We start from the raw sequence: 14,415 nt of genomic DNA, 5'->3' as shown, positions 1-14,415 counted from the left end.
GCAGACCGGGACGTGGCGCAGCTTGGTAGCGCACTTGACTGGGGGTCAAGGGGTCGCAGGTTCAAATCCTGTCGTCCCGACAGTGTGAAGGGTCTCCGCAGGCATCTGCCTGCGGAGACCCTTTTTCCTTGCCCGTGACGAGACGGCAGGGCAGGCCGGCGGGGGCACGCCAGCCAGGCTGGCAAAACGGACATAAGCGCTGAAATTGACAGCTCTGCCGAGATCCGCGAGGGTGTATGTGTACGACGTAAATGTCTGTCGTACACGCCACTCGCGGCACATACAGGGAGACAGTCATGACGCAGAATGGATCACTGGCCCATACCGGGGTGTCCTGGCCGATCTACGCGCTCGTGGGTCTGATGGCGGCAGGCGTGGGGGTCCTGGCCCGCATCTTCAAGCGAGGCTGAGGTCGCCGATGACCACCGTCAGTGCGCTGGTTCCCGCGCACAACGAAGAGCAGGGGCTGGCGGACACGCTCGAGTCCCTGCTCGCCCAGACCCGCCCGTTCGACGAGATCATCGTGGTGGACGACTGCTCCACCGACCGGACCCGCGAGGTGGCACTCGCGCACGGCGTCACGGTGTTCACGGCCGAGTGCAACCAGGGGAGCAAGGCCCGGGCGCAGAACTACGGGCTGCCGTACGTGTGGACCGACCTCGTGCTCCCGGTCGACGCCGACACGCTCCTCGCGCCGGACTACCTCGAACTGATCCTGGAACCGTTCGAGAATCCGAAGGTGGCCATCGCCGCCGGATGTGTCATGACCAGGTTCGAGGACCGGCCGACGGAACGCGGGAGGTCCATCGAGTACCTCTTCGGCTTCCATTTCCAGCGCCCGATCCAGAACGCCGCCAACAGCCCCGTGGTCTGCTCCGGCTGCTGCTCGGCCTTCCGGACCGAGGAGTTGCGCGCCTTCGGCGGGTTCCCCGAGCGGACGATCGTCGAGGACATGGACTACACCTGGTCCAAGCAGGAGGAGGGGCGGCGCGCGGTCTACGTGGGAGACGCCGTCGCCTGGGCCGCCGACCCCTCCACCATGACCTACCTCCGCAAACAGGTGTGGCGCTGGATGTCGGGGTTCTTCCAGAACGTGAGGATCCACACCGCGCGGCTGGCCAGACACAAGCCCGTGCTCCTGCTGTGGATCCTGATCGCGATCTGGGACATCGTGTCCGCGCCCCTGTGGTACGCCATGCCCTTCCTGGCGATCTTCGTCTTCCACGCGAGTGTCCTGTGGACCCTGACCTGGTGGCTGGGCATGGAGATCCTGCTGCTGACTCCGCCCCTGGTCTACGCCGCCCACAGACGCAGAATCCCGTACCGCCGGGTGTTCCGGAACCTGCCCTACCTCTACGTGAACAAGGTGGTGAACACCTACTACGCGTGGAAGGCCCTCGTCGTGGAGCTGATCCTGGTGCCGCTGCGGCTGACCAGGGGGCTCGCCGTCTACGAGAAGGGCCGCGCCTGACCACCCGTGGCCGGCGGGGACCGGTCGAGCGGGAGACCGGCCACGTCACGATGCCGAGGATGTCGCACCATGCGCAGAGTGATCCATACGGCCGGGACCGTGCTGATCGTCGTGGGCCTGCTGCTGGTGGCCTTCGCCGCCTTCCAGAACTGGCAGCGGGACCGGGAGTACGGGCGAGCCCAGCGTGCACTGCACGCCGATCTCTCCGAGCCGCAGGCCAGGCGCGAGGCACCGGCCGTCACCGGCCGGACGCCGCGCGCCGACCCGGCGCCCCGCAAGCAGTCCGCGCCTCCGGAAGGAGCGGCACTCGCCGTCCTGCGCATCCCGCGCTTCGGCGCCGGATACCAGCCGGTGATCGTCGAGGGAGTGTCCCAGAGTGACCTCGCCAAGGGGCCTGGGCACTATCCGGGCACCGCGATGCCGGGGGAGGTCGGCAACTTCGCGGTCGCCGGACACCGCACGGGCTGGGGCCAGCCCTTCAACCGGCTGGACGAGTTGGCGCGCGGGGACCGGATCGTCGTCGAATGGCGGGGACGGACGTTCACCTACCACGTCACCGGGAGCCGAACGGTGAAGCCCACCGACGTGGAAGTCATCGCGCCGGTCCCCGACAAGCCCGGCGCCAAGCCCGACAAGGCGCGGATCACCCTCACGACCTGCACGGACCGCGACCCGGTCAGCCGCGACTACGTCCACCGGCTCATCGTCTGGGGGGAGCTGGACGGTCAGGGCCGGTGAACCGGTCCAGCAACACGTCCAGCCCCGCCGACAGGCCCTCCGGACCGCCCGGTTCGGCCAGGGCGGGGGCCGTCTCGCGGAGGGTGGGAAGGTCCTGGGCGGGCATCCGGTGCAGGCCCAGGCGGAAGGCCGGGTCGGGTTCGTCGGGGTTGTCCACGACGGGGCGCAGCTCCACCTCCACATAGCCGAGCAGCCACGCCGTGAAGGCGCGGAAGGCGGCCGCCGTGCCGGCCTCGTCCAGGCCGGACCGGCGCAGCAGGCCCAGCACCCGCTCGTGATCCTTCAGGACGGCCAGCGGCCGCCGGGCCAGCGGCACCGCCAGCATGCGCGTCGCCAGCAGCGGCACCGCCTGCGGGTGGGCGAGGCACACGTCGTACGTCGCCCGGGCGACGCGGTGCAGACCCTCCCGCCACCCGTCGTCGGCCGGCTCCCCGGCGGACAGCCGCTCCTCCAGCTCCAGGTACAGCGCCTCCACCAGCCCGTCCAGCAGGGCGTCCTTGCCCTCCGCGTACCGGTAGAGGGCCATCGCCTCCACCCCCAGCTCGGCCCCGAGCCGGCGCATGCTCAGCGCGGAGAGGCCCTCCCGGTCGACCAGCTCCAGGGCGGCGGTGAGCACCCGCTCCCGGCTCAGCCGCCCGTACTTGCCGCGGTCGCTGGCGCGGCGCGCGGGCGCCGCCGACCCCCGGGCGTCGTCTCTGGTCCGCTCTCTTGCCATGCTGTCCCTTCCCGCGCAGCCGACGTGCGTATTGACACTATGCCCCGGCGGATCCAGAGTGTATCTATACGCCGTAAATTTACGGTTCATCCACCAGGTCCGAGGCTTCGGCGCCCGTTCCCCTCACGGGTACCACCGGGGAGCACCTCATGACGGTCCATCGGCTTCATCCCCGGCGCCGGCGGGAATCCGCCCCCGGCGGCATCCCCTTCGCGGTCGTCCGGATCAGCCCCGAGGCGCGGCGCGCCGCCCGGCGCGTACTGGAGTCCGGATGGGTGACCACGGGCCACGAGACCCAGCGGTTCGAAGCGGAGTTCGCGGCCCACGTCGGGGCCCGCCACGCTGTCGCCGTCAGTTCCTGTACCGCCGCCCTGGAGCTGTCGCTGCGCGCTCTCCGGCTCCCCGACGGCGCACCGGTCCTGGTGCCGGCCCTGACCTTCTGCGGTGCCGCCGAGGCCGTGATCCACGCCGGGCTGCGCCCGTTCCTGGTCGACGCCGACCCGGCTACCGCCATGCCGACCCCGGACGCCGTGGAGCGGGCCGCCCGGGCATGCGGCGGCAGCCCGCAGGCGATGATGGTCCTGCACTACGGCGGCGCACCCGCCCCCGTCGACGACCTGGCCGAGGCCGCGGGCCTCCCGGCGAACCGCGTCGTGGAGGACGCCGCCCACGCCCTGGGCACCTCGGTGGGGGACCGGGCCGTGGGCAGCGGCCTGTCCGCGGCTGCCTGCTTCAGCTTCTACGCCACCAAGAACCTGCCGGTCGGCGAGGGCGGCATGGTCACCACGGAGGACCCGGAGCTGGCCGCCCGGATCGGCCGGGCCCGGCTGCACGGCATGTCCGCGGACGCCTGGCGCCGGCATCTGCCCGGCGGCAACTGGCGGTACTCGGTCGACGAAGCCGGGCTGAAGGCGAACATGACCGACGTCCAGGCCGCGATCGGCCGGGCCCAGCTCGGCCACTTCCACGACTGGCAGCAGCGGCGGAACGCCGTGGCCGCCCGGTACGACGAGGCCCTCGCCGGTGTGCCCGGACTGGAGCCCCTGACGTCCCCGACCCCCGGCCGGCACGCCCGGCACCTCTACGTGGTGCGTGTGCTGGACCGGTACGGCCGCGACCGCGACCAGCTCATCGAACTGCTCGCCGACGACGGCATCGGCACATCCGTCCATTTCATCCCCCTGCACCACATGCCGTATTTCCAGCGCGCCGCCGTCGTTCCGCCGGACGGCCTGCCGGGAGTGGAAGCGCTCTTTCCGCAGCTGTTGTCACTGCCGATGTACCCCGACCTCTCCGAGCGGGACGTCGACCACGTCTGCGACCGGCTCGCCCGGCTCGCGGCCCCGGCCCGCGGCCGGACCCGGCCGAGAGGGCTGCGCACCCTGGTGATCGGTGCCGGAGAGGCCGGCCGGTCCCTCGCCCGCGACCTCGCGCACACCCCCGAGTTCGGACTCGACCCGGTGGGCTTCCTGGACGACGACCCGGCCCGGCGCGACGACGGCCTCGCCGTGGGACTGCCCGTTCTCGGCGGACTGGACGACACCCGCGACATGGTCCGGGCCCACCGTGTCGAAGCGGTCGTGGTCGCCATTCCGGGGCTCGCCGCCAACCGCTTCCGGCAGGTCGCCCAGGCCGCCGAGGGCGCCGGGGCGAGCGTGCGCTACCTTCCGTCGTTCGTCGCCGCCCTCCAACGCGACGTCGTGGGCAGCGACATGCGCTCGCTCGACCTCAGCGCGCTGACCGGGCGCGCCGAACTGCACGTGGTCAGCCCCGACGCGCGCTCGGTGATCGCCGGGCGGCGGGTCCTGGTCACCGGCGCCGGCGGCTCCATCGGTACCGAACTCTGCCACCAGATACGGGCCTTCGCGCCGAGCCGGCTGTTCCTCCTCGACCATGACGAGTCGAACCTGCACCGCCTCCAACTGGAGTTGTACGGCGATGCCCTGCAAGGTGACGACGTGGTGATCTCGGACATCAGGGACCGCCCCCGCATCGATCAGGTGTTCCGCGAACTCCGCCCGGAAGTCGTCTTCCACGCGGCGGCCCACAAGCACCTGCCGCTGCTCGAACTGCACCCGTGCGAAGGCGTCAAGACGAACGTGTGCGGCACCGAGAACCTGGTCCGTGCCGCGATCGCCGCCGGCACCGCGCGCTTTGTGCTGATCTCCACGGACAAGGCGGCGGACCCGGTGTCGGTGCTCGGCGCGACGAAGCGGCTGGCCGAACTCGTCGTGTGCGGGAGCGGCCAGGGAACCGCGCCGGGGACCGTGTTCGCCGCCGTCCGCTTCGGCGTCGTACTCGGCAGCCGGGGCTCTCTGCTCTCCGTCGTCAACCGGCAACTGACCGACGGCGGCCCGGTGACAGTGCCCCATCCCGAGGCGACCCGATACGTCATGACCATCGAGGAGGCCGTCGGACTCGTCCTGGAGGCGGCCCACATGGCCTGCCACGGCGAGGTGTTCGTCCTCGATCTGGACGGGCCGGTGCGGATCGCGGACCTGGTGCGCACCTACGCCCGCTCCCAGCACATGCCGGACGCCGACATCCGCTACACGGGCCTCAGGCCGGGCGAGAAGTGCGACGAGCCCATGCTGTCGTCGTATGAACGGCGTACCCGCACGGGCCATCCGGCCATCGCCATCGCCACCCCCGTGACCCGCCCCGTCGCCCTCGCCCGGTACCTGCCCGCCCTCCAGGCCGCGGCCGAACGCAACGACACCGCGGGTGTGCGCAGGATCCTCGCCGCCCTGCTGCCCGGCTTCCCCGCCGCCGCACCGGACTGGGCGCAGGCCGCCCTGGCCGACCCCTACGCGGACGACTTCTGATGCCTGCCCGCACAGCCTGGCCGCAGTGGGAACCCCGCCCACTGCCCGTCCGCCGCCGCCACATCCTGCGCGCCGTCCTCCTGTGCTGCCTCGCCGCCGTGCTCACGGTGGCAGGTCTCGGGGCCGGTGCCGTGTGGTGGGGCACCAACCACTACGGCGACCAGGTCACACGTATTCCCGACGCCTTCCCCACCGGCCCGCGCCCGCCTCGCCCCAGCGTCCACGACGGCGGCACGACCTTCCTCCTGGCCGGCGTCGACAGGCGTTCCACCAGACCCACCACGGGCAGCGACGCCACCGCCCGGCTGTGGCGGTACGGCGCCCAGCGGACCGACACCCTGATGCTCGTGCACCTGAGCCGCGACCGGCACACGGCCTACGTCATGTCTCTGCCACGGGACAGCTGGGTGCCTGTCCTCGGCCACGGCTCAGCCAAGATCAACGCCGCGTTCTCCTGGGGCGGACCGCCCTTGATGATCCAGACGGTGGAGCAGCTCGTCCGCACCCGCATCGACCACTTCGCCGTGATCGACTGGCACGGCTTCAAGGCCCTCACCGACGCGGTCGGCGGCGTGCCCGTCACGATCGAGCACGACTCCTACGACCCGGTCCTGCAGCACCGTTTCACAGCCGGCACGCACCTCATGCACGGGGAGGAGGCGCTGCTCTACGTCAGGCAGCGGCACGGCGTGCCCGGCGGCGAACTCGACCGGATCAGGCACCAGCAGCAGTTCCTGCACAGTCTCGCCGCCCGCATCCGGGACCGGGTCGGCCTCACCCGTCCGATCGGCACGGCACGCATCCTCGACGCGATCACCCGCACCGTCAGCGTCGACGACCGTATGTCCAACGGCGACCTGCGCAACCTCGTCATCGGCCTGCGGGCCCTCGACGCCGGCCGCACCACGTTCACCACCGCGCCCGTCGTGCGCGCGCAGATGATCCGCGGGCAGTACACCCTCATCCTCGACACGCGGAAGCTGCGAGCCTTGTGGCACGCCGCCGAAGCCGGCCGGTGAGCCCCGTGCGGGCCCGCGTCAGCGGCGGCCCAGCACCGTGCCCGCGGCCTCGGCCAGCAGGCGCAGATCGGTGGCCGGCCGGCGGTCCCGCAGGTAGGCCAGGTCCAGGGCCAGCTTCACGTGCAACTGCCGCTCCACATACTGCGTTTCGGCGGAGTCCGTGCCGTCCAGCTCCGCGCAGTGCCGGGCCGCGTACAGCGCTCCCGGGCCGATGATGCCGGGCCGGAAGTCCAGCAGCCGCAGTTCGTCCGGGGTGTAGAAGGGCAGGAACCGTTCGACCTCCGGCCGAGGCCCGATCAGGGTCATCTCGCCCCGCAGCAGATTGACCACCTGCGGAAGTTCGTCCAGACGCGTCCTGCGCAGCCACTGCCCGACGGCCGTGACCCGCGGGTCCGCCGCGCCGCAGACCGCGGGGCCGGTCCGGTCGGCGCCGACCCTCATCGACCGCAGCTTCAGGATCGTGAACGGCCGCATGCCACGGCCCACCCGCCACTGCCGGTACAGGGCAGGACCCCGGCTGGTGCAGCGGACGAGCAGGCCGAGCAGCACCAGCAGGACCAGCAGGAACGGCAGCAGCACCAGGGCGACGACGACGTCCACCGCACGGCGCGAAGCCGTGTCCCCGCGCGGGAGCCGGTCCGCCGGGGCCCGTTCGACAATCACGTCAGTACACCTCCCTCAGCACCTGCAAGGGCTCGGCCGCCTCCCGCCCCACCCGGCTCCCCCAGTAGAGGGCGCGCTCCTCCAGGGCACGCAGCGAGCGGGGGTGGGGGTGGTCGCGCACCTCTGTCTCGTAGCACCTCATCGCCTCCAGCTTGACGGCCAGAGTCCCGCTGACGTCCACATAGAGCGTCGGGGTGAACATCTTTCCGGTCGCCCACGCCCACTCCGTGGACGACGGAGTCTCGAACACCGCGAACCGGCGCAGCCGGGGCAGCACATAAGGCCGGCAGGCGGTCCAGGCCGCGCGCGCCACGATCCCGTGGTCCGCGTTCACATCACCCGGGAAGTGCGTGTACACCAGGTCGGGGCGGAGCTCGTCGACGACCGCCTCCACGCGCTGGACCACGTCGATCAGCGGGAGGGAGTCCAGGCGCTGGTCGGGGAGCCGCCACAGGCGCAGCGAGGCCAGTCCCAGCACCTGAGCCGCCCCCTTGGCCGCCTTCGCCAGCTCCGACGCCAGTCCCTCCCGGTAGCGGCTGCTGGCGCCCTCGGTGAGCACGACGGCGTGCACGGCGTCGCCCTCCGCGGTGTGCCGGGCGAAGGTGGCGCCCGCGCCCAGCAGTTCGTCGTCCGGATGCGCGGCCAGCACCAGTACGGTTCTCACCAGGCCACCTCCTGGGGCCTGGGGCCGTGGCCGAGCACCCAGCGGGCGACCTCGGGCGGAACGGCGGCGAACCGGGCCCCGGGCCGCAGCCCCGCTCGGCGGGCCCAGGCGGCGGCGGGCTGCGGCGGCTCGCCCCGACCGCTCATCTCGGTGACCAGCAGGCTGCCGCCCCGTGCGGCGACGCGGACCCCGCCCGGCTCCACGTCGAGCACGAGGCCGGGCGCCCCCTCGGGTTCCTCGCGGCGCGGGGGCCGTGTCCGCCAGACCATCACCCGCTCGCCGTCCAGCAGCCCGAACGCGCCCGGATACGGGACGGAAAGTGCCCGCACCCAGTCGTGCACGGCCCGCGGTGGCCGGTCCCAGTCGATGACCCCCATGGCGGGCGTGCGCCGGGGCAGCACGTCACCGGCGGCGGGATCCTGCGGACGGCGCGGGGCGTTCCCCGTGAGCAGCGCCGGCAGATGCGCGAGCAGCATCTCGGCGCCGGCCCGCGCCACCCGTTCGTACACCGTGGCGCACGTGTCCTCCGGGCCGATGGACACCCGGCGCTGGTCGACGATGTCGCCGGTGTCGGCACCGGGGTCGAGCAGCATCATGGTGTTGCCCGTGACGGTCTCCCCGCGCAGGATCGCCCAGTTCACCGGAGCGCGCCCGCGGTGCTGCGGCAGCAGTGACGCGTGGAAGCCGACGCAGCCGTGCCGGGGTACGGACAGCAGGTCCTGGCCGAGCAGCCGGGTCCAGCCGACGGCGACCACCAGATCCGGGTCCAGAGCCCGTACGAACGCCACCACCTCGGGCCTGTTGACGTCGCCCTCGCGCAGCACGGGAATGCCCGCCGCCGCGGCGGGCCCCGCGAGATCGGCCGCCCCCGACAGGCGCCGGCGTTCCTCGTCAGGGGGTGTGATCACCGCCGCCGGCCGGACCAGCGGCGAGTGGAGCAGAGCCTCCAGTACCGCCTGTGCCTCGTGCACGGCGCCGATGAGGACGACGCGGCCGGTCGGCCGTGCGGAAGCGGATGGAACGGATGCCGAACACATGGCGGTTCCTCAGGGGTCGGGTGCCGGGAGCGGCCACGGCACGGGCGATGGCCACCAGCACGCCGGTGGTGGCCAGATACGCGGTACTGGAGGCGACCGCCGCACCGGTCGCTCCGTACCGGGGAATCAGCACGACGTCCAGGACGACGGTCACGACCACGCCGGCCCCCATGCCCCAGGAGATCAGTCCGGGCCGGCGGACGCCGAACAGGAAGGCGGTCGAGACGGCTGCCGCGCCCTCGACGGCCAGACCCGCGAGCAGAATGCAGGCAGGGACCACGGCGCTGTCGAACGCCCGGCCGTACAGCACCGGCAGGGCGAGCACGGAGGCGCCGGCCAGCGGCGGGACCAGCGCCGCGGTGAGGGCGGCGGCCCTCGGCAGGAAGCGGCGCATCTCGGCGCCGGCCGCCTGCGCCGTCGCACGCGCGAAGCGCGGACAGAGCACGTAGTGGAGTGCCACGGCCGGCAGCCGCATCAGCTCAGCGAACTTGGAGGCGACCGCGTACACGCCCAGCACCGCGGGTCCGGACAGTGCGCCCACGATCAGGAAGTCCAGCCGGAGGTTGACCAGCATCAGGAAGTTGCCGAGCTGGCCGCGGGCTCCGTAGCCCAGCACTTCGGCCGCCAGCGGCCGCGAGACGCGGCCCCAGCCGCGGGCGAACCCGGTGCTCGCCAGCCGGCCCAGCGACACGGTCATGGCCGCGACGCCGCCGCCCAGCAGCCCGGCGATCACCGCACTGGACCCGTGCAGACCGGTCCACAGAGCGATTCCGTAGGCGGGCAGGAAGAGCAGTTCCTCGGCGACGATGACGAGGCCGGCGCCCCGCATGTCGGCTGCGCCCTGGCAGCAGGCCTTGCCCCACACCGTGAGCAGCTGCGTGACCACCGCCCCCGCCATCAGCGCCAGCTGCCAGCGCGGCACCGTGGTGAAGAACCGGTCGAGCAGGGGCACGACCGCGAGCCACAGCAGCGCACCGCCCACGGCCCCGGCTGCGGCCAGCAGTGCCAGTGTCGGCCGCAGCCGGGGGTCCTCGCGCGTCTCGCCGGCCAGGAAGTAGGTGCTGGCCAGGGGCAGTCCGCAGCTGACGAGCACACCGGTGAGCCAGGGCAGCACGCGCAGCAGCGCGTACTCACCGAGCACCTCGGCGCCGGCCAGCCGGGCCACCAGCAGGCTGGCCACGAACACCAGGCACATGGCGGCGCCCTGCGCGGCCAGGTTCCCGGCCACGCTGCGCCGTCCCAGGGCAGCCGCCCTCAACCGAGTCGTCATGGCGCATCCCCGGTGCGGCCCGCTTCCGCGGGACCCGGCGTGCCGTCCGGGTCGGGGGCCGAGGCCAGCACCGCCACGAACGCCAGCAGCACCCACAGGAAGCGGAAGTGCAGTACCTCGTAGTAGGCACCCGCCACGGCCAGCCCCAGCAGCGCCGCGACCAGTCCGGCCGGCCGGGGTACCTGCTCGGCGAAGCCGCTGCCTGGGGGCGCCCGGAGCGCCCGCGCCGAGCGCCAGGCGGCCGACGCCATCAAGGTCAGCAGCCCGGCCACCCCGAGCGGGCCGCGCTCGGTCAGGGCCGCCAGGTAGTCGTCGTGTGCCTCTTTGGCGTACTCGAACTGGCGGTCGGTCAGGAGCTGTTTGGTGGTCCCCGGCCCCGAGCCGGTCATCCACTGCCGCTCGTAGAGCTGGAGGCTCTCGCGCACGAGCGTGCCCCGCTGCTCGGTGCTCGCCCCGCTGCGGCCCAGCGTGTTGACCAGCTCCGCGTGCGGCGACAGCCGCGCCCAGTCCTGCACCTGGGCGAGCGGCGCCGTGGTGATCGCCCCGCCGACCGCGAGCAGCACGGTCAGCAGCACGACCGCCGCGGCGGCCGTGCCGCCCTTGCGGTGCGCGGCGTACACGGCGAGGAACACCAGCCCCACGCACAGATCGAGGAACCCGCCGTTGGACTGGCTGAGCAGCAGCGCCCAGCAGAGCAGGGCGTATCCGCACCAGCGGACCGCCCGGGTCCGGGGCCGCTGGGCGGCGTACACCACGAACACCGACACCACCCAGTAGGTGGCGGCGTAGTTGGGGTCGCCCAGGGTGAACAGCCGGCGGTCGCCCTCGGTGGGCGAGACGCCCTCGATCGCGGTGACGTGCCCGAGCGTCGCCGCGACCAGGACCGCGGCCCACACCACGGCGGCGTAGGCGAACACCGACAGCAGCAGGCGCAGGACGCCCGGCCGCCGCGCCAGGTTGTACAACGCCACGCACCAGGCCAGCAGGAGCACCTCTTTGCTGACGTTCATCAAAGAGGTGCCCGGCAGCGGTCCGGACAGGCCCGCGAGGCAGCCGCTCAGCAGCATCAGGGCACCGGCCACCCCGTAGGGTGCCCCCAGCCGCCGTCCGCAGGTCGCGGCCCACAGCAGGCTCATCAGCACCGTGGCGACCGTCAGCAGGTCCACCGGACTGCTGTTGCCGGGCCCCGCGGGCCGCAGGATCGGCTGCATGACCATGGCGCAGCAGGCCAGCGCCGCCGTGGTCCGGGTGAGCGTCTCGTACCGGGCGGCGGTGGCCGGAGCGAGGGGCCGCGCGGCTGCGGTCGCGACGGTCATGGCCCCTCCTCGGTGAGGACCAGACGGGTGAAGGCCTCCGTCTGCGCCCGGGCGAAGCCGGGGTCCTCGGCCTCGGCGGCCACGGCGGCCAGCTCCGCCAGGACGGCGTCCCGCCCGCAGGCGGCCGGCAGCCCCAGGCGGCGGAGCGCCGCCGTCAGGAAGGCGCCGACCAGGTGCGGGTACCAGCCGGTGCCGTGCAGGGCGTACGCCAGGGCGGTCCCCGGCGGGCCGGCCACCAGTCCGGGGTGCCCCGGCACCCGGTGGCCGGGCCGGGTGCGGCGGTCGAGGTACTCGCTGTACGCCACGACGAACCGCGCGGGATCGGCCAGGGGACCGCCCGCGCGCCTCGCCCGCTCCCAGTCGATGACACCGGTCACCCGCCCACCGCTCACCAGGACGTTCCCGGGCCAGAAGTCGCCGTGCACCGCTGTGCGCGGCGCCGCATACTCCCGCAGCCGCCGTCCCAGGGCGTGCAGCCGGACGCGGGCCGGGCGGTCCAGCCGGTTCTCCAGCGCCTCGGTGACGCCGGGCGCGAGCCCGAGCGGCGCGACCGTACCGGTCGTGGCCGACTGCAGAGCCGCCAGCCAGTGGGCGGCGGCGGCGAAGTCGGCGCACACCGGCGCCGGCCGCGCGTGGTGGCCGGGGCGGTGGTAGGCGACCAGCATCGGCGTGCCCGGCAGCGCGGTGGTCACCAGAGCCGGCCTGCCTTCGTGCCGCAGGAGGCCCATCACGGTCGGTACGGCGGGGCGGGCGGCGCGAAGCGGCAAGTCCAGTACCGCGCGCAGCCGTTGGGCCTCCCGCAGGACGCCCTGGGCCGCCGACGTGGTGACCGGCACCTTCACGGCGAGCGCGGGGCGCCGGGAGCCGGGCGGGAACACCAGCAGGATCAGCCGGGCCGCCGGGTCGTGGCTGTGGTCCAGCAGCACCACCGCCCCGGTCGCGGTCAGCCGGCCGATGCCGCCGAGCGCCGCGTCCGCCGTGACGTCGGCGCCCTCCGGGGTGCTCAGGGCCACGCCGGGGAGCCGGCGCGGCAGGGCCGGCACGGACAGGGCCGCCCGGGCCGTCGGGTACAGCCAGGCCGGCAGCGGCGGCGGAACGGCGAGCAGGGACTCGCGGACGTAGGACAGCACCGGCGCCCGGTCCTCGGCCACCACGATCGGATGCGCCCGGGACGGCAGTGCCACGTACCTCCGTCCGGGAGGCAGCAGTCCGTGCCACGTCCGCTCGTCCGCCGGTGCCATCGTCATGACAGCACCGCGAACGGCCGGAGCCGGGCGACCGGCCTGACCAGGCCGCTGCCCGTGAGGATGGCCACCGCGGCGTCCACTCCGACGTCGTCGAGCTGAGGGACGACGCGCGGTGCGGCCCGGTCGTAGGTGAAGCGGACCGTGGAGCGGCGCAACGGGTCCGGCCCGCTGCGGCCGCTGCGCGCGAAGGCGCCGATGATGCTGCCGGTGCCGTGGCAGGCGGTGTAGAGGCTCCGGTGTGCCTGCGGGGCCGGTACACACAGGAACGAGGACGTGCGGTTGGTGCCGGGCACCAGCAGCGGCTGGCCGGTCTGGGCGAAGGCGGGATGGCCGGCCATCATCTCCGGGGTCCAGGCGCGGGCCGCGTTGTGCCGGTGCACGAACGCGGGTCGGCCGTCGACGACTTCCTCGTAGATGGAGTTGTGGGGGGAGTCGACGACCAGCCGCAGGGAGGCCCCGAAGGCCAGCCGGGCGAAGGCGCGCAACGAGGCGTAGGTGGCGAGGCGGTAGGCGAAGCCGTAGTTCATCGCGAGCCGCTGGGCGAGCAGCACCCGCCGGCCCTCGTCGCCCTCGACCGGCACCGACGGGCAGCCGTGCCGGAAGTACGCGGCGTACCGGCGCCGCAGCTCTGCCGGCCCTCCCGCCCGCAGCAGATGGGTGAGCGGCTTCTGCACGGCCATCTCGGTGCGCAGCAGCCGCGAGGCGGCCTGCCGGCGGGCGTACAGCTCGCCCAGCTGGCCGGTGAGCACCCCTCCGCCGTTGTGGTACTGGAGCGTGACCTGACCCTGCCGTATGCCGAGCCGTGCGGCGGTGTCCGGTTCCAGCACCTCCTCGACCTCCTGGAGTTCGAGGAAGTGCGTGCTGGGCCCGATGCCGCCGAACCGCAGGCGGGCCAGCTGCACACACAGCCAGGGCAGCTCACGGCGAGCGCGCGCGGCACCTCCGTACTCCTCGACCGGCAGGTGACCGAACTCCTCGATGTGCTCCACGTCGGCGGGGTCGATACCGAACCGCTCGGCGGCGAAGCCTGCTCCCTCGACCGCGGCGCGCAGCACCTCGGCGCGGCTGAGCTCGGCCTTCCAGCGGGGCGGCTCGGGATAACGCTGCCGCACTCGCCGGTAGAACTCCTCCACGGCGGCCTCCGAGGGCCGGGGCACGTCCAGCACGGCGAGGGCCATGCCGCAGTTGAGCGCGGCGTCGGTGAGGGCCGGGCGGATCGCGCCCCTGGTGGCCACCGCGATGCTGGAGGGCATCTCCGACTTGCCCTTGTGGCAGAAGTCGGGCAGGACCACGGGCGGCGCCGCCAGGTCCGCGGTCTCGGTGCCCCGGCGCACCCGCTCCAGCAGCGCGAGGTCGGCCGGGGCCTCGGTGCTGTCGAACACCGTGAGGCCGGTGCGTGGGTCGGCGGCCGGACCGCCGATGATGTCGACGTGCATGTCGCCCGCTCCTC

13 protein-coding genes and 1 tRNA gene are annotated in these 14,415 nt (G+C 73.3%); 6 read left to right on the top strand and 8 right to left on the bottom strand.

Annotated features, from left to right (window positions below; all coding sequences use genetic code 11):
* Positions 1–6: 6 nt before the first annotated feature.
* The 4 genes from IE308_RS04805 (at position 7) to IE308_RS04790 (ending at position 2,209) form a co-directional block, all read left to right on the top strand.
* Positions 7–80, top strand: a tRNA-Pro gene (locus IE308_RS04805).
* A 216-nt stretch (positions 81–296) separates the two neighbouring features.
* On the top strand, positions 297–410 hold the full coding sequence (locus IE308_RS04800) for an LPXTG cell wall anchor domain-containing protein (protein ID WP_162655650.1): 114 nt from the start codon (positions 297–299) through the stop codon (positions 408–410).
* A gap of 8 nt (positions 411–418) precedes the next feature.
* Positions 419–1,471: a glycosyltransferase family 2 protein gene (locus tag IE308_RS04795; RefSeq protein ID WP_190216709.1), complete on the top strand. Its 1,053-nt coding sequence runs from the start codon at positions 419–421 to the stop codon at positions 1,469–1,471.
* 69 nt (positions 1,472–1,540) lie between these two features.
* The gene (locus IE308_RS04790) at positions 1,541–2,209 is read left to right on the top strand and encodes a class E sortase (protein ID WP_190216708.1); all 669 of its coding nucleotides are present in this window, start codon (positions 1,541–1,543) and stop codon (positions 2,207–2,209) included.
* Here the strand turns inward: IE308_RS04790 and IE308_RS04785 are convergent.
* The gene (locus IE308_RS04785; RefSeq protein WP_190216707.1) at positions 2,172–2,924 is read right to left on the bottom strand and encodes a TetR/AcrR family transcriptional regulator; all 753 of its coding nucleotides are present in this window, start codon (positions 2,922–2,924) and stop codon (positions 2,172–2,174) included. The genes IE308_RS04790 and IE308_RS04785 overlap by 38 nt on opposite strands.
* A gap of 149 nt (positions 2,925–3,073) precedes the next feature.
* On the opposite strand from IE308_RS04785, the gene IE308_RS04780 reads away from it, so the two are divergent.
* Positions 3,074–5,749 (top strand): DegT/DnrJ/EryC1/StrS family aminotransferase, encoded by a 2,676-nt coding sequence (locus IE308_RS04780; RefSeq protein WP_190216706.1) that lies wholly within the window; start codon positions 3,074–3,076, stop codon positions 5,747–5,749.
* Complete coding sequence (locus IE308_RS04775; protein WP_190216705.1) at positions 5,749–6,768, top strand: LCP family protein; 1,020 nt, start codon at positions 5,749–5,751, stop codon at positions 6,766–6,768. The genes IE308_RS04780 and IE308_RS04775 overlap by 1 nt, the downstream gene beginning before the upstream one ends.
* An 18-nt stretch (positions 6,769–6,786) precedes the next feature.
* On the opposite strand, the gene IE308_RS04770 is transcribed toward IE308_RS04775, so the two are convergent.
* Genes IE308_RS04770 through IE308_RS04740 form a run of 7 tightly spaced genes read right to left on the bottom strand, consistent with a single transcriptional unit; the run spans position 6,787 to position 14,401 of the window.
* Positions 6,787–7,431, bottom strand: a complete 645-nt coding sequence (locus tag IE308_RS04770) for a sugar transferase (protein WP_110633579.1) — start codon at positions 7,429–7,431, stop codon at positions 6,787–6,789.
* Position 7,432: 1 nt separating this feature from the next.
* The gene (locus tag IE308_RS04765; RefSeq protein WP_204359461.1) at positions 7,433–8,095 is read right to left on the bottom strand and encodes a PIG-L deacetylase family protein; all 663 of its coding nucleotides are present in this window, start codon (positions 8,093–8,095) and stop codon (positions 7,433–7,435) included.
* Positions 8,092–9,066: a methionyl-tRNA formyltransferase gene (locus IE308_RS04760; RefSeq protein WP_190216704.1), complete on the bottom strand. Its 975-nt coding sequence runs from the start codon at positions 9,064–9,066 to the stop codon at positions 8,092–8,094. Before IE308_RS04760 ends, IE308_RS04765 begins: the two co-directional genes overlap by 4 nt.
* Positions 8,987–10,402 (bottom strand): lipopolysaccharide biosynthesis protein, encoded by a 1,416-nt coding sequence (locus IE308_RS04755; protein WP_190216703.1) that lies wholly within the window; start codon positions 10,400–10,402, stop codon positions 8,987–8,989. The genes IE308_RS04760 and IE308_RS04755 overlap by 80 nt, the downstream gene beginning before the upstream one ends.
* The gene (locus IE308_RS04750; RefSeq protein WP_190216702.1) at positions 10,399–11,718 is read right to left on the bottom strand and encodes an O-antigen ligase family protein; all 1,320 of its coding nucleotides are present in this window, start codon (positions 11,716–11,718) and stop codon (positions 10,399–10,401) included. The genes IE308_RS04755 and IE308_RS04750 overlap by 4 nt, the downstream gene beginning before the upstream one ends.
* Complete coding sequence (locus IE308_RS04745) at positions 11,715–12,965, bottom strand: phosphotransferase (protein ID WP_190216701.1); 1,251 nt, start codon at positions 12,963–12,965, stop codon at positions 11,715–11,717. Before IE308_RS04745 ends, IE308_RS04750 begins: the two co-directional genes overlap by 4 nt.
* Positions 12,962–14,401, bottom strand: a complete 1,440-nt coding sequence (locus tag IE308_RS04740; protein ID WP_190216700.1) for an RtcB family protein — start codon at positions 14,399–14,401, stop codon at positions 12,962–12,964. The genes IE308_RS04745 and IE308_RS04740 overlap by 4 nt, the downstream gene beginning before the upstream one ends.
* Between the last annotated feature and the right edge of the window lie 14 nt (positions 14,402–14,415).

The sequence above is a fragment of the Streptomyces griseosporeus genome (assembly GCF_014656055.1).
Classification (GTDB): domain Bacteria; phylum Actinomycetota; class Actinomycetes; order Streptomycetales; family Streptomycetaceae; genus Streptomyces; species Streptomyces griseosporeus.
The sequence above is the reverse complement of the archived record's forward strand: the minus strand, read 5'-3'. Positions and strand labels throughout refer to the sequence as shown.